Here is a 20,155-nt window from a genome sequence, read left to right on the forward strand (position 1 = left end):
CGACTCTACAGCGCCCACGACGTGGGTGTACCGCGGACATGGGGGGTTGACATCTTCGACGTTCCAGAGCGCCGAGGCGAGGAGCGCGGGGCTGGCGGGCGGGCGCGGCGCTTGGGCGGGCGGGCTCATCGGGCCCTCCCGGCGTCAGGGCCGCTTCTCGAAGGTCACTTCCGGGTACTCCGGCGAGGGGCCGTCGAGCAGCGGCGCCGCTTCGCCGCGCACGTGCGCCTGGACGAAGGCGCGCGTGTACGCGTTCGTGATCTCGACCGCGCGGGTCGGATCGAGCGTGCCGAGCAGCTCCGGGAGGACGCCCTCGCCAAGGAAGTGCTCGACGACGATCGGCAGGTCCGAGAAACTGAGGTGGGCGGTGTCTTCGACCCGCGCCCGGTAGCCTTGGCCGTTCAGCGCGCCGTAGGTCTCGTCGATGCTCGGATCGTCGGGGTGGTCCGCCGCGAGCATGATGAAGAAGGGCTGCGCGAGGCCCCTGCCGCCGGCGCCGTCCTGCGGCCCGAAGAGCCTGCCGTCGATGTCGAGGCCGGCGTCGAAGCGGTCGTCGCGGGCGCATACCTCGGCGGCCATCGCGCCGCCGTAGGAGTGGCCGAGCACGCCGACCCGCTCGAGGTCGAGCCGGCCCGTGAGCAGGCCGCCCGGGTCGTCCTGCGCGGCGGCCGTGAGCTCGTCGAGCACGAAGCGCGCGTCGTCGACCCAGACCGCGACGTGCTCGTTCATCGCCTGAGAAAAGGCCTCGATCTCCTCCTCCGACGCGTCCATCGCCGGCGTCAGGACGACCGAGCCGAAGGGCACGGCGCGGCCGTCGGGGAACACCGCGAGCTCGGTGTCGTAGGTGTGGCTGATGGCGGCCACCACGAAGCCGTGGCTCGCCAGGTCCTCGAGGAGGCTCGTGTAGTCGGCGCGGAGCATCCCGAACCCGTGCGAGAAGAGGAGCACCGGGTGGGGCGCGCCGTCTTCAGCGAGCGGCACGCCCACGCGCGCGTGCGTGACGATGCTCGCCTCGAAGCCGTCCTCGGCCGGGAGGCCGCCGGTCGTGCGGCGGCTGTCGCCTTCCTCCGGCGACAGGTACGGCGCGAGCTGCCCTGTGCCGCAAGGATCGGCCGGGTAGAAGAGCTGCACCATGAGCTCCCGGCGGTCGTCGGGATCCTCCGTTGCTTCCTCGCCACGCGCGCTGTCGGTGAGGGCGCGGATCTGCGTGCCGACCGGGTGCGGGCCGGTCGGGCGGGGCAGCTCGAGGACGCCGTCGGCAGGCGCCTCGTCGCCCCAGCCGGTGCAGACCGGATCGCCTTCGTGCGGCGGCACGGCGTCGTCGTCGGCGCAGCCGGCGACGAGCGTGGAGGCGAAGAAGGACGCGAGCAGGCAGAGGGCGTGTCGAGAGACGTCGCTGTGGAGCATGCGCGCATCGTTCTCACGGCGTGGCCGAGGCCGGCGCGGCGAGCACGATCGTGGCGCGGAAGGAGCGGAGAGGCGGAGGCGCGAGGGCCCTGAGGGGCTGTTCTCCCGGCCCTCCCGCCTTCCTGCTCGATACGATGAGCCGGCGGCGATCGTCCAGCGTGGCCGTGGAGCATCGGGGTAGCGGAGCTGCCCGAGCTCCGTGGTTCTCCGTTCTATCGATGCAATGGCCGAGAACGCCTCTCACGGCCTCGCCGCGGTGGGGCCCTCGACCGGAGCTCACCGCTGACGGTCTCGAGAACGATGCAAGGTCGTTGCTGAAGCCTACGAGTCGGGCAGCGCGCCGCTGGCCTGCATCGCTCAGCTCAGCTCGTCGAGCACCTCGGCGAGCGATGTGGCGACGATGGCCCGCTCCAGCCACTGCTCCAGCGCCTCCGGATCCTTCTCGGCCAGGATGCGCTCGCGCGCAGCGTCCGGCACCGCGATGCCACGGACCCGGAGCGCGGTCAGCACGGCACGCGCCGCCTCCTCGGCGCGCCCCTGGGCGCGCCCCTCGTCACGACCTTCCTTCCGCTCCTCGGAGCGGAGCTTCTGCTCGTACTCCTTGAACCACGCCCGGATCTCTGCGCTCACATCGTCCTCCTCGTCGGTCGTCGGCTCCTGGATTCCGTGCCGGAAGTGTACCAGCAGCGGCGTGGCGACGCTCTTCTCCCAGGCATCGTCTGGCAGTGCCGCCAGATCCGCCAGCGCCTCGCGCAAGCGGCGGCCCGAGCCGAGCAGCCGCAGCAGCAGCGTCGCACGCGTCCGGGGCAGCTCTGCGAGCACCACCACGCGCATCACCAGGCCCGGTACGGCGTGGTAGACGCCGGCTTGCACCGGCTCGCACCGGTAGGCGTCGAGCACCGTCTCAGGACGCCCCGGGCTGATGACGACCAGCGCAGGGAACGCGACCTCCGGCTGCGGCGGCGGGTCGGTGTCCTCGTCCGGCGCTACGGAGCGGGCTGCAGCGCGGGCGCGGCGCTCGAGCTCGTGGTGCCACGTGAGCTGCTTGCGCAGGCAGTGCCGGACCCGACGAAGGCCCGGCGTGCCGTGAAATGGTTCGAACAAGCTCGGCTCCGCCGAGAGCTCGCCGAGCAGGCCCATGCCGGCGCGTTCGGATTCCCGCGCGGGATCAGGCACGCTGTAGACATCGATCTTCTGTGTCGCCGCCAGCACCTCGACCTCGGTCTCGGCCGCTGAGACGAGGCTCAGCCCGTCGCGCAGCAGGTTCTTGGTGAACTGGTCGGAGCGGTTGTGCATTCGCGAGAGACTCTAATTCACCATCGCGGGATAAGCCAGCATGTTTCGATGCGAATCGACGACTCGGAGAGTCGTCGATTCGCGCCACGAGATTCCAGATGCGTTCGTAATGCAGCAGGGAAGCACGAGCAATTACCGGCAGGTGGAGCCAGTCGTTTGGGAATCGTGGTCGGTCGCCCGAGATTTCTGGTCGACTGGGGGAATGAGCACCACGCGATTCGCCAGCGATCGGGAGATGCACGCTGCAGCGGTGATTGCCGACGTTGGCTGGCATCGCGCAGGTCCGGCGGCAGAGCCGGACCGGTGTCAGCAGCGAAGCACGGAGGAGAGCGCCCGGAGGGCGTGACGATCACGTGATCGGCGAGGGGGACGCTGATGCGGTGCGCGGTGTCGCGAAGCTCCGGGCGGAGACGGTGGAAGGCGCGGCGCAAACCGCGGGCGACGCGGCGCTCCGCCGGAGAGAGGCCGGGGGCAATCCGCCCCAGGTTGGGTTTGCGGCCTCGCGGGCCCGACCAGCCTCGATCGCGCTCCGCAGACGTGAAGATCGGCTGACAGAAACCGCAGCGCCCTGTAATATCGGTTGCATGCGGGTAGTTCAGGAGGCGTGGCCGCGACGAACGGGCGGCGCACCAGGCAGACCAGCGACGGCGGTACGAGGCGGGGCTACCCTTGGGGAGCTCGGCAGGGCTCGCTCGGTCCGCGCTGACAAACGCCGGCAGCGGACGCGGGAAGCCCGCGCGGCTGAGGCGCGGTGCCATGCGGACCAAGACAGCGGAGCAGGTGAACGCACATGGAAGAGCCCGAAGAAATAGCGCTCGCCAGGAGCGAAGACGCGCGCGACCTCCTCCCGTTGATGGTCGCCTTCAACGAGGCCGAGGGCATTCTCTGGAGGCCCGAGTCGATGATTCCCGCGCTGCACCGTGTGCTCGACGACGACGACCTCGGGCTGATCCTGGTTGCGCGTGTCGGCGTGCGTCGCCCCCTCGTCGGTTATAGCCTGGCCACGTTCGGGTATGATCTTGAGTTCGCGGGGCGTGATGCTTTCGTGACGGAAATCTTCGTGGAGCCTGGGTCCCGACGGCGGGGGCTGGGGCGGACCCTGCTGGAATCGACCGTACAACACCTGCGGGAGCGCAACGTGAACGCCGTCCATCTCATGGTGCGACCGGACAATCAGCGAGCGCTCGCCTTGTACGAGGCGCAGGGGTTCAAGGTCTCTCCGCGGCTCATGATGACCAAGGAGCTGACCCCCAATAGGTCGTCATAGTCACGCGGGCTTGCCGGAAAGGAATCAAGGCGGAGGCGTGTTGGCGGGGGTTGGTGAGCGCGGGCGTTGGGGGATGTGCTCCGGCGCCGCTGCCCGTGGGATCTCACGGCTTCGCGACACCGAACAGCGTGGCCGGCGATATCGTCAGGCCCATCGGGGAACACGATGCATAGCGCACAAGCAATCTACCGTGAGCTCCATGACTCGATCCTCGAGTACGACGGTGGCTCGTTCTATCCGGATGTGCTCGCACCCTGGCTCAGGGCGAACGCCGACGAGCGGACCTGGCTCCGCTCCTTCGCTTTCCGGCGCGGAAGCCCCATCCCGTCCGTCGACGTCGAGGACCTGTGGCGGCTGTATGCCTTGAGTCGCGTCAATGACACCTTACTGCTGCGGTTTCAGCGCGGGACGGCGGACGGATCGGACTGGCCGGGGCCATTGATCTCGAAGGCCGAGTACGTGGCGTTTGCGGAGGCGCTGGGGCTCACCATCGCCCAGATGCCCTCGTTCTCGCCGTTCTATCATGAGATCGTCGAGGTCGAGCACGCCGACGACCGCCGTCAGCCGGTATCGCTCGTAAGCTGCTCCTGGCCGTGCCTGATGCTCGGCGACATGCTCTTCTCCAGGGCCGGAGCGCGCGTGTGCGGCGGCAGCGACATCATCCGCAAGGACGTCGCCGAATCCTCTACCGTATACTGGGCGTACCGGCGGAAGAACCGCCCCGCGCAGGACCTCTCCCATGGCTGGGGCAGCAACTCGCAGTGGCGTACCGCCTTCCGCAGGGATTATCGCGTGGGCCAAAAGCTGTACTACAACGTCGATGGTAAGCGCGATCTGAGCACGCTGGAGTCAACGAACGAAGATAACGATGGGCTGACGCGGGAGGAGCGCGTCGAGCTGCTCATCAACCGCTGTTTCATCTTCGCGATGAAGCCGCATGATGATTTGTGGCCCTACGATGACAGGCTGCAACTCGAAGGGTGATGATAGCTCGTTGACATGTCGGGCGTCTGGATTGAGCTGTCGGACAGGGTGGCGGCCAGCGACGGAGTCGCTGATGCGCGCTCTCAGTGTTCGTTCTGTCGACGCGGGGTGGCCGTTCTCGAGCGCCTCATCGCTGCCGCTGATGTCAGCATTTGCAGCGCCTGCGTTCAGGAATGTGGCCGCCGTCTTCGGGTTCGAGCGGAATCTGGAGCGTTTTGGCATCGTGCACCTGTTCGCGCTGGTGCTGGTGACCTTCGCCCACGCGGCGATGCTGGTGCAGAGACATCCGTGATCGGTTAGCCAAGCAAAGCGTCATGGGAGTATTCGACGTCGTCATCGCCCGAGCGGACTGCCCCAGCTGTGGACATTTCCAGGAGTGGCGCGTCCAGTACAAGTACGGCTACTGCCGGCTTCACGAGTACAGGCTCGGTGACCGAATTTGTTGGTTCGATCCGCCCGGGCGCCCGGCGCCGCTCATCGACGATGGCGAGAACGTGGGCGGACTCGTCACAGTGCCCGGGTTCGTTGAACGCGGCTGCTCGAAATGCGGCCTCGGTGAGGGCGCAGCCATCTGGTTCCGGGACAACGTTGTTCACTCGATAGAGATCACGCTCTCGGAACGCTGCGGCGAGTGGGAGCGGCTCGAACCTTCCTCTGGCTGGATGCGCTTCTGGTCACGCCGCGTGGCAGGTAGCGCGAACGAGGATCGTCTCGAGCTGAGCTGCCGTGGCGATCGGTGGACCGTGGCCGTCGCCGACGGGGCGGGCGGGCTCTCGGGCGGTGCGGCCGCCGCCCGCTCGGCGACGAGCGCGATGGCGGCGCTCGGCGCCGAGATGGAGCTCGACGCGGACGGCTGGTGCGAGCGCCTCAGCCAGCTCGACCGTGAGCTGGAAGCGGAGCCCAGATGTGGCGAGACGACCCTCGTTGTGGTCCAGGTGAGCCGAGGCGAGCTCTGGGGCGCCAGCGTGGGCGACTCGGGCGCGCTCCTCGTCACGCCTGACGGACCGATCGAGCTGGCGGCGGCGCAGCGCCGCAAGCCGCTGGTCGGCAGCGGCGCGTGCAGGCCCGCGATCATTCCCCGCCAGGCGCTCTCGGGACGCCTCCTGGTCGCCACCGATGGCCTGCTGAAGTACACGTCGCTTGCGACCATCAACGCTCTTGCGCGCACGGGCGATGTGAATACGGCGGTCGAGGCGTTGATCCAGGCGGTGACTCTTCCGTCCGGCAATCTGCAGGACGATGTGGCGGTGGTGCTGGGCGAGCGCGTCGGCTAACCTGGCGCTGCTTCGCGGCGCGGCAGAACAGCGGTAGCATGGTCCTCCCTCATGACCGCACCCTGGAAACACGAATGGCATACCGTCGGCCCTCGACCCTCGCCCCCGGGAGCTCGGGTTGGCGCCTCCGTCATCGGACTCAGCTCATGTCGCTCGGAATTCCTGCGGCGATCGCGGATTCGGATCGGGCGCTCACCTACGTGCTCCTCCATGGCGACGACGAGCTGGGCACCGGGTGGCATTCCGATGATCTGACGCTGACAGAAGCGGCCCGGTTGCTCGAGTTCCTCGAGCGAGAGTTCTCGAATCCTGTCGGTTACGAGCTGATATCCAGCCTTCGACGTCGTCTCCAGCGAGACGCTGGCTGACGAAGCGTCGCAGCGGACGGTCGCCTGCAGTCGGCCGGCATTGCTCGGCCACCATGCAGGTAGTAATGCGGCGCCCATGGACCGGCTGAACACGATGCGCCTGTTCGTTCGCGTGGTGGAGACTGCCAGCTTCTCGAAGGCGGCGAAGGTCGAGGGCGTGGTGCAGTCGACGGCGAGCAAGCAAGTCGCCGCGCTCGAGAAGCGCCTCGGCACGCAGCTCCTGCGGCGAACGTCTCGCGGCCTGAGCACGACGGCGGCGGGGCGGGACCTCTACGACGCGCTCGTGCGGCTGCTCGCGGAGCTCGACGCGGCCGAGGCGCGGGCCACGCACGGGCAAGGCGCCGTGGTCGGCCAGCTTCGGGTGACGGCCCCGGCGGGCTTCGGCCGCATGTACATGGTGCCGCTCTTGCCTGCGCTGCTCGACCGTTACCCGGGGCTCCACATCGACCTCGATGTCGACGATCGCTACGTGAACCTCGTGGAAGAGGGGTTCGACGTGGCCGTCCGCGTCGGGCAGCTGCGCGACTCGTCGCTGGTGAGCCGCCGGATCGGTACCTTCGATGTCGTGACCGTCGCGTCCGCCAGTTACCTCGAGCGGCGCGGGCCGCCGCGCAGCCTCGGTGATCTCGGCCGCCACGCGTGTGTCGCCTTCATGGTTTGTGGAAGCCCGCGGCCATGGGAGTTTCGCTCCGGGAAGGACGCGGTCACCCTCACGCCGGCGGGGCCGCTGCGCTGCAACGACGCCGAGAGCGTGCGCGCGGCGGTGCTCGCGGGGCTCGGCATAACGCACGTCCCCGAGTGGCTCTTCGCCGACGCGCTCGCGTCGGGCGCCGTCGCCCGGCTGCTCGTCGCCGACAGGCCGCCGCGGGTGGCGATTCACGCGCTTTGCCCGAGCGGGCGGGCGCTCAGCAGCAAGGCCAGGACGTTCATCGATTTCCTCACCGACGAGGTCGCGCCGTCTGCAGGCCTGAGAGCGCGATGAGGCTGGTCGGCCTCCCCTCGGAGGGGCCGCGGCCATTCCCGCCGGGAATACGGGGTATGCGGCGCCAGGCAGTTCTCCGGGGGCGCCGGCGCGCGCATCTTTCCGGGCGATCGAGGCGCCGAGCGGATCGGCGGCGCTCGCGGTCCATCGAAGTTGGAGAGATCATGGCGAAGCTCAGCGGCAAGGTTGCTGTCATCACGGGAGGAAGCAGCGGCATCGGGCTGGCGACGGCCCGGACCTTCGTGGACGAGGGGGCGCACGTGTTCATCATGGGCCGGCGCCAGGCGGAGCTGGACAAGGCGCGGGAGGAGCTGGGTCGAAGCGTGACCACGGTCCGAGGCGACGTCGCAAGCCTCGATGACCTCGATCGCCTCTACGCGACCGTGAAGGCCGAGAAAGGCGCGCTCGACATCGTCGTCGCCAACGCCGGGTTCGTGGAGCTCGCCACGCTCGCCCAGGCGACGCCGGAGCACTTCGACCGGACCTTCAACGTCAACGCGCGCGGCACGTTCTTCACCGTCCAGAAGGCGCTGCCGCTGCTACGGAGCGGAGGGGCGATCGTGCTGGTGTCGTCGGCCGCTCACCTGAAGGGGATCCCCGTGTACACGACGTACTCCGCCAGCAAGGCGGCGATGCGCTCGTTTGCCCGCTCGTGGGCCGCCGAGCTGAAGGATCGGGGCATCCGCGTCAACACGCTGAGCCCGGGCCCCATCGACACGCCGATCATCGACGCGCAGGCGAAGACCAAGGCAGAGGCCGACGCCATGCGCGCCGAGTTTGCTCGCCTGTTACCGCTCGGGCGAGTCGGCGAGGCCTCCGAGATGGCGCGCGCGGTGCTCTTCCTCGCATCGAGCGACAGCAGCTTCTCCACGGGCATCGACCTGGTCGCGGACGGCGGCTTCAGCCAGGTTTGACAGGGGGAGCCCCGCGGGCGAGCGCGAGCAACCCGTCCAGCTTCATGAGCTGGCTCGTGAAGCCCATGGGCGGCGCGCCCGGTGTTCGGCCGGCGCTCAGCCCTGCTTGCGGGGCGCCTTGAGCGAGAGCTTCAGCAGCACGTCGTCGCGGATCAGATCGTCCTGCTTGCCCGGATAGACGATGCCGAAGTCCTTGCGGTTGATCACGAACTCCGCGCTGCCCGACACGGCATCGGCGCCCTCGGTGATGGTCGCGGGGAAGGTGATGGTCTTCTTCACGCCGTGCAGATCGAGCTCGCCGGTGACGGTGTGCGTCGCGCCCTTCTCGCCGCCGGCCTTGATCTCGGTCGAGGTGAACGTCGCCTTCGGGTACTTCTCGACGTCGAAGAAGTCCGGCGACTTGAGGTGGCCGTCGAGCTTCTCGGCGTCGGTCTTCACCGACGACGCGTCGGCCTCGATGGTGAGCTTGCCGCCCGCGGCCTTGCCGCCGGCGAGCGTGATCGAGCCCGAGATCTTCTCGAATTTTCCCTCGTGTTTGCCCGTGACCTTCGAGCCGACGAAGCCGATGGTCGAGGCGGCCACGTCGAGGGGCAGCGTCTCGGCGGGGCCCGAGGGCGCGGCGGCGGCCTGGGTCTGCGCGGGCGCGGCGGTCGAGATGGTCGCCTTGGGCTTGTCCTTGGTCGGGTCCTCGCACCCCGCGAGCGAGAGCAAGAGGGCGGCGGGGAGGGCGATGCGAGCGAAACGAGCGGTGAACATGAGAGACAATCTCCTTATTGGTCAGCCAAACTGCACAGAACGTCTCGTGAACGAGCCATAGGTGAGCCCCGTGATGGGGAACTGCACCGGCTCGCTCACGTCGATCGACGCCCCCATGGCGGCGACGACCGGCACGAAATGCTCGTGGGTCGGGAGCGCCATCCGCACGCCCGGCGCGCGGGCGCGGTACTCGATGAGCGCGCCCACGTCGCGCTGCGAGAGGACCTCGGCGCACCATGCGTCGAACTCCGTGGCCCAGGGCTGCGCGACCGCATCTCCGCGCCAGTCTGCCGCGCGGAGGTTATGGGTCAAGAAACCGCTGCCGACGATCAACACCCCCTCGTCGCGGAGCGGCGCGAGCGCTCGCCCCATCTCCAGGAGCGGAGCCGGAGAGAGCGTCGGCAAAGAGATCTGGAGCACCGGGACGTCCGCGCCGGGGTACATGCAGAGGAGCGGCACGTAGGCGCCGTGGTCGAGCCCGCGGCGAGGCGCCTCGGCGACCGGCCCCAGCGGGCCGAGCAGCTCCCGGACGCGCCGCGCGAGCGCGGGGGCGCCGGGCGCGGGGTACTCCACCTGATAGTACTTCTCGGGGAAGTTGTAGAAGTCGTAGACGAGGGGCACGGCCTCGGTCGCGCCGAGCGTGACCGGCGCGTCCACCCAGTGGGCCGAGATCATGAGAATCGCCGTGGGGCGCGGCACCGCCTGCGCCCAGGCGGCGAGCTCGGCGACCCACGCGCGATCGTCGAGCAGGAAGGGAGAGCCATGCGCGAGGAACAGGGCCGGCATGCGCCCCTCGCGCGCTGTTTGCTGGGTGTCGGACATCGAACCTCTCTCGGCCGCGGTGGACGTGGAGCTCGACGCTGGAGCCGGGCCGGGCGCGGTCGACGTCGAGCGCCCGCAGGCGCCGGCGATCGGTGCGGCCCCGCCCGCGGCAAGGAGGAGCCTTAATGCAGCCCGGCGATCCATGATGAGCCCACCCTAGGTCGTTTCCGATAGTGGTACAATGACCCTGCAATGAAACGCCAGGTTGCCAAAGCGGAAACGATCGACGCGAATGTGAGCGATTTGCGGGCCTTCTGCCTGGTGGTCGACCTCGGATCGATCACGGCGGCCGCGAAGACGCTGGGCGAGACGAAGGGAAGCGTCAGCCGCCGCATCACGCGCCTGGAGCACGCGCTCGGGGTGGAGCTGCTCCGCCGCAGCCCGCGGCTCGTGCAGGCGACGGAGGACGGCCTCGCCTACCGGATGCGCGTCGGCCGGGCGATCGAGCTGCTGGAGGACGCGAACGTGGCGGTGCAGCAGGCGCGCTCGAGGCCGCGCGGGCACCTGCGCGTGACGGCGCCGTTCGATCTCGGGCTGAGCATCCTGGCGCCGCTCTCGGCCGGCTTCGCGGAGCGCTTCCCCGAGATCTCGCTGGAGCTGCTGCTCACCGAGGCGCTCCTCGACTTCGACGCCCACCAGGTCGACGTGGCCCTGCGCGCGACCTCGAGCCTCCCGGACTCGTCGCTCATCGCCCACAAGCTGCAGCACATCGAGGTCGGCCTGTTCGCGGCGCCCTCCTACCTGCGCAAGCACGGGGCCGCGCGCCGGCCCGAGGACCTCGCGGGGCACCGGCTGCTGCTCGCCCAGACCGCGCGCGGCCACGCGACGATCGCGCTCTCGGCGCGCGACGGCCGCGATCGCGCGGAGCTCCGGGTGCGCGCGGCGATCTCGGCCTCCGATTTCTCGTTCTGCCGCGAGGTCGCGCTGGCCGGGGGCGGGATCGCGCTGGTCCCCGCGATCAACGTGCGGGGCGACCTCGACGCGAAGCGGCTCGTGCCCGTGCTCAAGGACTACGCGATCCACGGCGCCGCCTCCCTGTACCTCGTCCACCCGGGGACGCGCTTCCTGCCGTCCAAGATCCGCGCCTTCCGCGACTACCTGCTCGACGCGTTCGGCGTCCAGGGACGGCGCGAGGCCCCCGCCGCGGCGCGGTAGCGGGCCGCCTCCTCCGCGCCTGCTCCCGCCGGAGGGAGGCGGGCCGTGCTCGCGCCGGAGCAGCGGATCACCACCGGCTGTTGCTGGGGAAGCAGCGCGGCCTTGGCCCGGCCGTCCCGCGGCCGGCGGGCGCCGCGCGACGGCGGGCGCTGGCCGCTGGACGGCGCCGTCCACGGGCGAGCGGCGCGGCGGCATGGGCGTTGCTGGTCATGGCGAGACGATCCCGAGGACGGGCCGCGAGCCATCGGCTCCGCGAGGCCCATCCCGGCGTCTCCCGAGCGCTCCTCTCCCCCGCCGGCTGGGCGGCGGGCGGGGCGGCGCCTGGGCAGCAGCAAAACGGCACCGCTTCCAGCCGCGCACCGAGGTCCATCTGCGCTCGTTCATCGACAGGATTCGCTCACTCGCGACGTTCGCGGCGCTCTCTGCGCTGATTGCCTCGTCCGGGTGCAAGCGCGACGGCGAGGCGAGCGCCGCTGCCACGCTGGCCCCGGACGCCCCGATCCCGGCCGAGATCCCGCGCGAGACGCGGCTCAGCATCGGTGATCCGACGGTGCAGAAGCAACTCCAGCTCTCCGGCGACATCGACAGGCTGCCGTTCCGCGTCGACTGGCAGAACATCAGCGGAGGACCGCAGACCATCGAGGCGTTCCGCGCCGGGGTGCTCGACGCGGGCGCGGTCGGCGACACGCCGCCCATCCACGCCACCTTCACCGGGGTCGACGTGAAGATCCTCACCGTGCAGGTGCGGGAGAAGCCCATCTACGAGCTGGCCACCGCGCCGGGCGCGCAGGTAGCGTCCATTGGCGATCTCCGCGGCAAGAAGATCGCCTATTCGCCGGGGCAGGCGCAGGGCGCGCTCGTCCTGCGCGCGCTGAAGAAGGCCGGGCTGTCGCAGAAGGACGTGACGCTCGTCCAGCTCGGGAGCACGGAGTTCAAGGAGGCGCTCACCAGCCGCCAGGTCGACGTCGCGCCGCTGTCCGGCGTCACCCTGCTGCGTTATCTCAACGAGTACCGCGCCGAGGGCGCCTCGTCGATCGCGCACGGCGTCCGCGACAACCTGGGCTTCCTTCATGTGCGCGCCGAGGTGCTCAAGGACGCTCACAAGGCGGCCGCGCTGGTCGACTACGCGAAGTGGCGGGCCAGGGCCCAGCTGTGGGCCTACGCGCATCCGGAGGCCTGGATCGAGGCGTATTACGTCAAGGATCAGGGCCTCTCGGCCAGGGAAGGGCGCTTCCTTATCGAGGCCTCCGGCAAGCCGCAGTACCCGGGCGACTGGTCCGAGGCGATCGCGCTGACCCAGGAGACCGCCGATCTGCTCGCCGAGGCCTCCGGCCAGAAGCGGTTCGAGGCCAGGACGATCTTCGACCTCCGATTCCAGACGATCGGAGCGGAGGTGGCCGGCGCCGCCGAGGGCGCCGGACCGACGGACCGGCCGGCGACGGCCGACAGGAGCACTCCATGACGACCGCACTGCCCACGAGCGCCGCCTCGCCGCGCCTCGCCAGCTTCCCGGATCTCACCGCGACCGCGGACGTCTCCGCGCCGCCGTCCGGCGCCCCGACCGGCCGCCGCGTGTCCAGCCGCCGCTTGCGGCGCCGCCTGGGCCCGGGGCGGCGCATCCCGTACGGCCTCGCGCTCGGCCCGGCGCTGCTGCTCGCGCTCTGGGCCGCCGCCTCGGCGACGGGCGCGCTCGACGCGCGCGTGCTCTCCGCGCCGTGGACCGTGGTGACCACAGCCCACGAGCTGATCGCCGACGGGCGGCTCCTGTCCAACCTGCTCACGTCGGCGCAGCGGGCCTTCCTGGGGCTCGCGCTCGGGGCCGGCCTGGGCACGGTGCTGGCGCTCCTCGCCGGGCTGACGCGCGTCGGGGAGGCGCTGCTCGACGGGCCGGTGCAGATCAAGCGCGCGATCCCGACGCTGGCGCTCATCCCGCTGCTGATCCTCTGGTTCGGCATCGGCGAGCAGATGAAGGTGCTCACCATCGCCCTCGGCGTCGTCATCCCGGTCTACGTCCACACCCACGCGGCGCTGCGCACCATCGACGCGCGCTACGTGGAGCTGGCCGAGACGGTCCGCCTGACGAGGTGGCAGTTCATCCGGAAGGTGGCGTTGCCGGGGGCGCTTCCGGGCTTCCTGATGGGCCTGCGGCTGGCGGTGACCGGCGCGTGGCTGGCGCTCGTGGTGGTCGAGCAGATCAACGCCACGAGCGGCATCGGCTACATGATGTCGCTGGCGCGCTCGTACGGGCAGACGGAGATCATCCTCCTCGGCCTCGTCGTGTACGGGCTGTTCGGCCTGGCGTCCGACTCGGCCGTGCGGCTCATCGAGCGAAAGGCCCTGTCATGGCGCCGCATCCTGGCCGGCTGACGGCGGCCCCGCCCGCGGTGCGGATCCGCGGCCTGGTCCGCCGCTTCGGCGCCCGCGTGGTGCTCGACGGGATCGACCTCACGATCGAGCGGGGCGAGTTCGTCGCGCTGCTCGGCCGCAGCGGATCGGGCAAGAGCACCCTGCTGCGGGCGATCGCCGAGCTGGACGACGAGGTGACCGGCTCGGGCGAGCTGCACGTGCCGGACAACCGGGCGGTCGTGTTCCAGGACACGCGGCTCTTGCCGTGGGCGCGGGTGCTCGACAACGTGATCCTCGGGCTCGACGTGCCGCAGGCCCGGGAGCGCGGCCTGGACGCGCTCGCGGAGGTGGGGCTCGCCGGGCGGGAGCGCGCGTGGCCCGTCGAGCTGTCCGGCGGCGAGCAGCAGCGGGTGGCGCTGGCGCGGTCGCTGGTGCGCGATCCGGAGCTCGTGCTGGCCGACGAGCCGTTCGGCGCGCTCGACGCGCTGACCCGCGCGCGCATGCACGACCTCCTGCGTGAGCTGTGCGCGCGGCACCGGCCGGCCGTGCTGCTGGTGACCCACGACGTCGACGAGGCGATCGCGCTCGCCGATCGGGTGCTGGTGCTCGAGGGCGGCCGCATCGCCGAGGAGCGGCGGATCGATCTGCCGGCGCCGCGGCCGCTGCGCGATCCGCGGTTCCTCGCCCACCGCGAGTCGCTGCTTTCGGCGCTGGGGGTCGCGCCGGGCGCGGCCGCTGCCGGAGATCCTGACGCGAACCCTGAACTGGAACGGAGTGCCCCGTGACCCAACGACCCGGACAGCTGCATCTCAACGCGTTTCTCATGAGCGTCGGCCACCACGAGGCCTCGTGGCGCTTGCCGGAGAGCGATCCGTTCGCGAACACGAGCGTCGCGCACTTCAAGAAACTGGCCCGCATCGCGGAGCGGGGGAAGCTCGACTCGGTGTTCCTCGCCGACAGCCCGGTGCTGTGGAACAACGTCGGCCGCAGGCCGGCCGGGACGCTCGAGCCGACGGTGCTCCTCGCGGCGCTCGCCGGGGTGACCGAGCACATCGGGCTGATCGCGACCGCCTCGACGACGTACAACGAGCCGTTCAACCTGGCCCGGAGGTTCGCCTCGCTGGACCACCTCAGCGGGGGGCGGGCGGGCTGGAACATCGTCACGACGGCGGGCGTGGACGCGGCGCGCAACTTCAACCTGGACGAGCTGCCGGCGCACAGCGACCGGTACGCGCGGGCGGCGGAGTTCATCGACGTGTCGCTGAAGCTGTGGGACAGCTGGGGCGACGACGCGCCGCTCGGCGACAAGGAGAACGGCGTCTGGGGCGATGACCGCAAGATTTACCCGCCGCGGCACGTGGGGCGGTACTTCAAGGTCGAGGGGGCGCTCAACGTGCCTCGCTCGCCGCAGGGGTATCCGCTGCTCGTGCAGGCCGGCTCGTCGGACGACGGCAAGGAGCTGGCGGCGCGGTACGCGGAGGCGGTGTTCACGGCGCAGCAGACGCTGGAGGACGCGCAGCGGTTCTATGTCGATCTGAAGGGGCGCGCGCGCGCGCTGGGGCGCGATCCGGGGTCGATCAAGATCTTGCCGGGGATCGTGCCGGTCATCGGCGCCACGGAGGCCGAGGCGCACGCGCTCGACGCCGAGCTCGATCGGCTCATCAAGCCGGAGTATGCCAAGCGCCAGCTCGCGCAGACGCTGCGGGTGAAGCCGGAGGAGCTCGACCTCGACGCGGAGCTGCCGCGGGATCTTCCGAGCGAGGATCAGATCGAGGGGGCGAAGAGCCGGTACACGCTGATCGTGAGCCTGGCGCGGCGGGAGCGGCTGACGGTGCGCCAGCTGATCGGGCGGCTGGGCGGCGGCCGCGGCCACCGGACGTTCGCCGGCGCGCCCGAGCAGGTGGCGGACGCGATCCAGCACTGGTGGGAGCAGGGGGCGGCCGATGGCTTCAACGTGATGCCGCCGGTGCTGCCGTCGGGGCTCGAGGCGTTCGTCGAGCACGTGGTCCCGATCCTGCAAAGACGCGGGCTGTTCCGGACGGAATATGCGGGGAAGACGTTGCGGGACAACTATGGGCTGCCGAGGCCGGCAAACCTCAACCCGGCAAACCTCAACCTCGGTCGGGATCTGGTCGCGGCGGCAGAGTGATGTGAATTACAATAAGCCTCAACCTCGGTCGAATAAACCTCAACCTCGGTCGGGGAATGGACCAGGCAAACCTCAACCCCGGTCGGGATCTGGTCGCGGCAGCAAAGTGAGATAAATCACATTGGACCGCAGCCCCGGTCGGGGAATGAACCGCGGCCGCTGAACCCAACCCCGGTCGGGGATCGACCCGCAACCCCGCTCGGGCTGCCGGCAAACCCAACCCCGGTCGGGTCGAACCGCCAACCCAACCCCGTTGCTCGCCCTTTCCGTTTCGTGGTGTGCTGAGGCGCATGGTCGCCTCGAAGCTCGTCGCGGTCCTCTCCACATGCACCCTCGCGCTGGCCGCCGCCGCGACGGGAGGCTGCACCGCCTCGGACGGTGATGCGGAGCCAAAGGCAGACTGCTCGCTGCAGGGACAGAACCAGTTCCTGTTCGAGCTGATGAAGGACGCCTATCTCTGGTACGACGGTGTACCCGACCTGGACTATCGGGCGTACCCCTCGCCCGAGGCGCTGCTCGTGGATCTCGTCACCGAGCCGCGAGACCGCTGGAGCTACATCTCGACCAAGAGCGTCGACGACGCCTTCTTCCGGGAAGGGCAGACCCTCGGGTTCGGCATGCGGTGGAGCTTCGACCACGAGGACAGCCTCCGGCTCGCGCTGGTCCAGCCGGGCTCGCCTGCCGGAGCGGCCGGCCTCCGGCGGGGCGACGCGGTGGTGGCGATCAACGGGATCGACGTCGAGCAGGTCGTGAGCGACGACCTCTGGGAGGAGCTCGCGGGCCCCGACGAGGAAGGGCACGAGATGTCGCTGACGATCGAGCGCGCGGACGCCGAGGCCTTCACGGTCGCGCTCCGGAAGGCGTGGTATGGCATCACCACGGTCGTGAGCCCGCGTGTCCTGCAAACAGGGTCCGCGACCGTCGGATATCTCATGCTCACCACCTTCATCGAGCCTTCGGTGAGCGAGCTCGACAGCGCCTTCGCGCTGTTCAGGGAGAGCCAGGTCGACGAGCTGGTGCTCGACCTGCGCTACAACGGCGGTGGGCGCCTCTCCGTCGAGAGGCACCTCGCGAGCCTGATCCACCGGCCGGCGGAGGCCGGCGCGCTGCTCGACATCACCGCGCACAACGACAGGCACGTCGACTGGGACAAGCGGGAGACGTTCGACGACCTCGACCAGCCGCCGCTCCCCCTGTCCCGGCTGGTCGTCATCACGTCCGGCGGGACGGCCTCCGCGAGCGAGTCGCTGATCAACAGCCTGCGCGCCTACATGGACGTGAAGATCGTCGGCTCGACCACGCACGGCAAACCCGTCGGCATGTACGGATGGGACAACTGCGACATGGTCGTGCACCCGATCGCGTTCCGGGTGCTCAACGCGAAGGAAGAGGGCGATTTCTACGATGGCCTCCCCCCCGATTGCGCCGCCGACGACACGCTCGGCGCAGAGCTCGGCGACGCGGGCGAGACGTGCCTCGCCGAGGCCCTGCACCTGCTGGAGCACGGCGAGTGCTCGACCGCGGCGCAGCCGGACGGGGCGGGCGAGCGCCGCGCCTCGCCGCCGCGGGAGATCCCGTGGCGCGGCCTCCGCCGCGAGGTCGGCGCGCTCTGAGGCGCCGCCGCGCCGGCCAAGCGCGGCGCGGCGCGGTGCGGTCGAGCGCGCGCCGGCGGCGTCCCGGCGCGAAACACCGCCGCTCCCGGCTTGACACCCTGAGCGGCTTGACGGAGATTCCTCCGCCATAGCGGAGACTGGGCCGCGGCCAGGAGGGAATGTCATGAGCCTGCAACTCGGAAGCATCGCGCCTGATTTCGAGCAAGAGTCCACGCACGGGACCATCCGATTCCACGAGTGGGCCGGGAGCTCGTGGGTGATCCTGTTCTCGCACCCGAAGGATTTCACCCCGGTTTGCACGACCGAGCTCGGCGCGGTCGCCAACCTCAAGGCGGAGTTCGACAAGCGCGGCGTGAAGCCCATCGCGCTCAGCGTCGACGACGTCGACTCGCACAAGCGCTGGTCCGTGGATATCGAGGAGACGCAGCGCACGAAGCTGAACTACCCGATCCTCGCCGACGTGGACCGGAAGGTGTCGGGCCTTTACGGGATGATCCACCCGCAGGCGAGCGACACGCTCACGGTGCGCTCGGTGTTCGTCATCGATCCGAACAAGAAGATCCGCGCGACGTTCACGTACCCGGCGAGCACGGGGCGCAACTTCGACGAGATCCTGCGCCTCATCGACTCGCTCCAGCTCACGGACAGCCACTCCGTGGCGACGCCCGCGAACTGGAAGGACGGCGATGAGGTGGTGATCGTCCCCTCGCTCCAGGACCCCGCCGTCCTCGCGCAGAAGTTCCCCAAGGGGTACAACGCCGTTCGCCCGTACCTGCGCCTCACCCCTCAGCCCAACCGCTGAGGCGGCGTGGCGCCGCCCGCGCGCGCGAGGCGTCGACGCGACGCCTCGCCGCGCTCGCCCTCGTGTTGCCGGCGGCGTGCTCGCGCGCTCCCGCGCCCGAGGCGCTCGGGGCGAGCGGCGGCGGGCCTGCGCCGGCGGCGCGGGCCGCCGGCGCAGGCTGGAAGCTCGTCCACCACGAGACCTTCGATGCGCCGTTCCAGGAGCCCGCCGCGTGGACCGAGGATCGGTATGGCGACGAGAGCCCCTATCACGTCGATGTCTTCGACGAAGATGGCGAGTTCTTCTCCGCGCGGGGCGGCGAGGTGTTCCGGGAAGGGCTGCGGAGGTTCCGATCGTTCCGGAAGTCCTTCACGTATGGCGAGGGCGGCTGGCTCACGGTCGAGCTGTATGGCCGCGACAGCGACCGCGACGGCGTCCCCGAGACAGGCGGCCGCTTCGAGGCGGCGGGCGGCAAGGCGAGGCTCGTCTCCACCCGCCATTACGACGGCGCGATCCTCCGCTCGACCGCGCCGCTGCCCGCGCGGTACCGCGTGGAGGTGACGGTCTCGAACATCGGCTTCGGCGGCCTGCGCGAGGGCAGCTGGACGCACGGGGGCAAGACCAACGGCTACGACGGGGACGAGCTGGCCGACCCGTGGCGGTTCAGCGATCGCAGCGCCGCGCCGCGGTCGGCGACATTCGATAACGGTGTTTACTTTCTCTGCATCACCGATTATCCGCGGCCGGCCCCTCACAACAACGTCTTCATCCATCACCACCGGAAGGTCGTGATGGATACGGACAGCAACTTCGGCGAGGACGGCCCCTGGTCGCAGGTCTGGAACCCCTCGACCGGCCGGGCCGAGCAGGACGGATCACGTTATGTGAGCATGATCTGGCTCCGCGGCGATGCGTTCGGGAGCCCGTGGACCGGAAATGGGTTCACGTCGTACACCGCCGGCGGGTGGAAGGACGGCCCCATCTTCGTGGACAAGTACCTCGACAGGGAGGCTTACGTGGTCACCGTCGAGCGCGACGGCCGGGGTTATGCGATGTCCGCGGAGGGCAGGTTCCACCACGGCGGCAGCACGACGTACGCCGCGCGGAGGGATTTCCGCGAGCCGCCGGTGACGTGGCACTACAACCAGCGCCCCGACGAGATCGAGGCGGAACACCCCAATGAGACCGTCGATTTCGGCAAGACCTTCGAGACCTGGCCGGCGGGGTCGGCCTACCCGGATCACTTCTTCTTCGGTGATCCGCACATCAACTATTACGAGGGCACCGCCGAGTTCGACGACGTGAAGCTCTACCTGCCGGACGACGGGTAGCGCCCGCTCCGGCGGGCGGCGCTGGCCGGGCGCGGCTCCGGCGGCGGCGGTCTCACCCAGACGAGCCGACCCGGAGCCTCCGGTCGAGCGCGTTCACTTGGGCGTGCACCCCGACGAGAGCTTCAGGAGCGGTCCCGGTGTGCAGGAGTCCAGGCCGAGCCGGAGGTCGGCCACCAGGTGATCGAGCGCCAGGAGGGGCGCCGGCGCCCCGGCGTACTCGTAGAGGTGCGACGTCTCGAGACCATCGCGGCGCAGGCGCACCGACGTTGCGCCGCCGTCGGCGCAGTCAGGGCAGCCGTAGCGGCCGTCGAGGGCGACGCCCGAGAGCGCGTCCTCGATCTCGTCGAGCTTTCGCGTGCCTTCGGCCGTCAGCGTCGCCAGGTTCGAGCGGGGACAGCTCTTGGCGTGCGTGCAGGCCGTGAGCGAGAGCTCTGCGCCATCGCGGGACACCGTCGTGATGCACTCGCCGGCGCAGAGACCGAAGGAGTATTTCGTGGAGAGCCAGATCCCCTCGGCCTCGGACGACGCGCCGAGCGACTGTTGCCCAGGCGCTGGCTCCTCCTCGGAGCCGAGAGCGCAGCCGGCGGCGAACGGGAAGCTAGCGACCAGCGCAAGGACCTTGAAGAGCGTGTTCGGTTTCATGCCAGCGCCAGACGGCAACCGCTGTGCCACGAGCCAGGACACCGCGTGTGGCTCCGGTGCAGGCAGCG

General features: G+C 70.1%; 20 protein-coding genes. 15 read left to right on the forward strand and 5 right to left on the reverse strand.

Annotated features, from left to right (window positions below):
* Window positions 1-144: 144 nt before the first annotated feature.
* Both WMF12_RS00795 and WMF12_RS00800 read right to left on the reverse strand, forming a co-directional pair.
* Window positions 145-1,407, reverse strand: a complete 1,263-nt coding sequence (locus tag WMF12_RS00795; protein WP_437859624.1) for an alpha/beta hydrolase family protein — start codon at window positions 1,405-1,407, stop codon at window positions 145-147.
* 357 nt (window positions 1,408-1,764) lie between these two features.
* A complete protein-coding gene (locus tag WMF12_RS00800) occupies window positions 1,765-2,703 on the reverse strand; it encodes a hypothetical protein (RefSeq protein WP_437859628.1) in 939 nt (312 codons plus the stop codon).
* Window positions 2,704-3,493: 790 nt separating this feature from the next.
* Here WMF12_RS00800 and WMF12_RS00805 point away from each other — a divergent pair.
* The 7 genes from WMF12_RS00805 (at window position 3,494) to WMF12_RS00835 (ending at window position 8,492) form a co-directional block, all read left to right on the forward strand.
* On the forward strand, window positions 3,494-3,970 hold the full coding sequence (locus WMF12_RS00805; RefSeq protein WP_437859638.1) for a GNAT family N-acetyltransferase: 477 nt from the start codon (window positions 3,494-3,496) through the stop codon (window positions 3,968-3,970).
* 165 nt (window positions 3,971-4,135) lie between these two features.
* Complete coding sequence (locus WMF12_RS00810; RefSeq protein WP_437859642.1) at window positions 4,136-4,954, forward strand: hypothetical protein; 819 nt, start codon at window positions 4,136-4,138, stop codon at window positions 4,952-4,954.
* Between the two features lie 15 nt (window positions 4,955-4,969).
* Complete coding sequence (locus tag WMF12_RS00815) at window positions 4,970-5,254, forward strand: ClpX C4-type zinc finger protein (protein WP_437859650.1); 285 nt, start codon at window positions 4,970-4,972, stop codon at window positions 5,252-5,254.
* 14 nt (window positions 5,255-5,268) lie between these two features.
* Complete coding sequence (locus tag WMF12_RS00820; RefSeq protein WP_437859655.1) at window positions 5,269-6,228, forward strand: protein phosphatase 2C domain-containing protein; 960 nt, start codon at window positions 5,269-5,271, stop codon at window positions 6,226-6,228.
* A 146-nt stretch (window positions 6,229-6,374) separates the two neighbouring features.
* The gene (locus tag WMF12_RS00825) at window positions 6,375-6,596 is read left to right on the forward strand and encodes a hypothetical protein (RefSeq protein WP_437859658.1); all 222 of its coding nucleotides are present in this window, start codon (window positions 6,375-6,377) and stop codon (window positions 6,594-6,596) included.
* 76 nt (window positions 6,597-6,672) lie between these two features.
* Window positions 6,673-7,578: a LysR family transcriptional regulator gene (locus WMF12_RS00830; protein ID WP_437859668.1), complete on the forward strand. Its 906-nt coding sequence runs from the start codon at window positions 6,673-6,675 to the stop codon at window positions 7,576-7,578.
* A gap of 164 nt (window positions 7,579-7,742) precedes the next feature.
* Window positions 7,743-8,492, forward strand: coding sequence for an SDR family NAD(P)-dependent oxidoreductase (locus WMF12_RS00835; RefSeq protein WP_437859677.1), 750 nt, complete (start codon window positions 7,743-7,745; stop codon window positions 8,490-8,492).
* A 96-nt stretch (window positions 8,493-8,588) separates the two neighbouring features.
* Here the strand turns inward: WMF12_RS00835 and WMF12_RS00840 are convergent, their stop codons facing one another.
* On the reverse strand, window positions 8,589-9,248 hold the full coding sequence (locus WMF12_RS00840) for a YceI family protein (protein ID WP_437859681.1): 660 nt from the start codon (window positions 9,246-9,248) through the stop codon (window positions 8,589-8,591).
* A gap of 21 nt (window positions 9,249-9,269) precedes the next feature.
* Window positions 9,270-10,070 (reverse strand): dioxygenase family protein, encoded by an 801-nt coding sequence (locus WMF12_RS00845; protein WP_437859690.1) that lies wholly within the window; start codon window positions 10,068-10,070, stop codon window positions 9,270-9,272.
* A gap of 234 nt (window positions 10,071-10,304) precedes the next feature.
* Between WMF12_RS00845 and WMF12_RS00850 the strand changes: the two genes are divergently transcribed.
* From WMF12_RS00850 to WMF12_RS00885, 8 genes are all read left to right on the forward strand, one after another.
* Window positions 10,305-11,225: a LysR family transcriptional regulator gene (locus WMF12_RS00850; protein ID WP_437859700.1), complete on the forward strand. Its 921-nt coding sequence runs from the start codon at window positions 10,305-10,307 to the stop codon at window positions 11,223-11,225.
* Between the two features lie 550 nt (window positions 11,226-11,775).
* Entirely contained in the window at window positions 11,776-12,687 is a 912-nt protein-coding gene (locus tag WMF12_RS00855) for an ABC transporter substrate-binding protein (RefSeq protein ID WP_437859713.1), read from the forward strand.
* Window positions 12,684-13,592 carry an ABC transporter permease gene (locus tag WMF12_RS00860; protein WP_437743667.1) on the forward strand — a complete coding sequence of 303 codons (909 nt, stop codon included), beginning with the start codon at window positions 12,684-12,686 and terminating at the stop codon, window positions 13,590-13,592. The genes WMF12_RS00855 and WMF12_RS00860 overlap by 4 nt, the downstream gene beginning before the upstream one ends.
* Complete coding sequence (locus tag WMF12_RS00865) at window positions 13,568-14,356, forward strand: ABC transporter ATP-binding protein (RefSeq protein WP_437859733.1); 789 nt, start codon at window positions 13,568-13,570, stop codon at window positions 14,354-14,356. Before WMF12_RS00860 ends, WMF12_RS00865 begins: the two co-directional genes overlap by 25 nt.
* The gene (locus tag WMF12_RS00870) at window positions 14,353-15,720 is read left to right on the forward strand and encodes an LLM class flavin-dependent oxidoreductase (protein ID WP_437859745.1); all 1,368 of its coding nucleotides are present in this window, start codon (window positions 14,353-14,355) and stop codon (window positions 15,718-15,720) included. Before WMF12_RS00865 ends, WMF12_RS00870 begins: the two co-directional genes overlap by 4 nt.
* Before the next feature lie 290 nt (window positions 15,721-16,010).
* Complete coding sequence (locus WMF12_RS00875) at window positions 16,011-17,333, forward strand: S41 family peptidase (RefSeq protein WP_437859751.1); 1,323 nt, start codon at window positions 16,011-16,013, stop codon at window positions 17,331-17,333.
* Window positions 17,334-17,496: 163 nt separating this feature from the next.
* Window positions 17,497-18,135: a peroxiredoxin gene (locus tag WMF12_RS00880; protein ID WP_272097229.1), complete on the forward strand. Its 639-nt coding sequence runs from the start codon at window positions 17,497-17,499 to the stop codon at window positions 18,133-18,135.
* Window positions 18,136-18,197: 62 nt separating this feature from the next.
* Complete coding sequence (locus tag WMF12_RS00885) at window positions 18,198-19,445, forward strand: hypothetical protein (protein ID WP_437859759.1); 1,248 nt, start codon at window positions 18,198-18,200, stop codon at window positions 19,443-19,445.
* Window positions 19,446-19,538: 93 nt separating this feature from the next.
* On the opposite strand, the gene WMF12_RS00890 is transcribed toward WMF12_RS00885, so the two are convergent.
* Window positions 19,539-20,087 carry a hypothetical protein gene (locus WMF12_RS00890; protein WP_437859762.1) on the reverse strand — a complete coding sequence of 183 codons (549 nt, stop codon included), beginning with the start codon at window positions 20,085-20,087 and terminating at the stop codon, window positions 19,539-19,541.
* Window positions 20,088-20,155 lie beyond the last annotated feature (68 nt).

The organism is Sorangium sp. So ce363, assembly GCF_051520435.1.
In the GTDB taxonomy this organism is placed as follows: domain Bacteria; phylum Myxococcota_A; class Polyangia; order Polyangiales; family Polyangiaceae; genus Sorangium; species Sorangium cellulosum_B.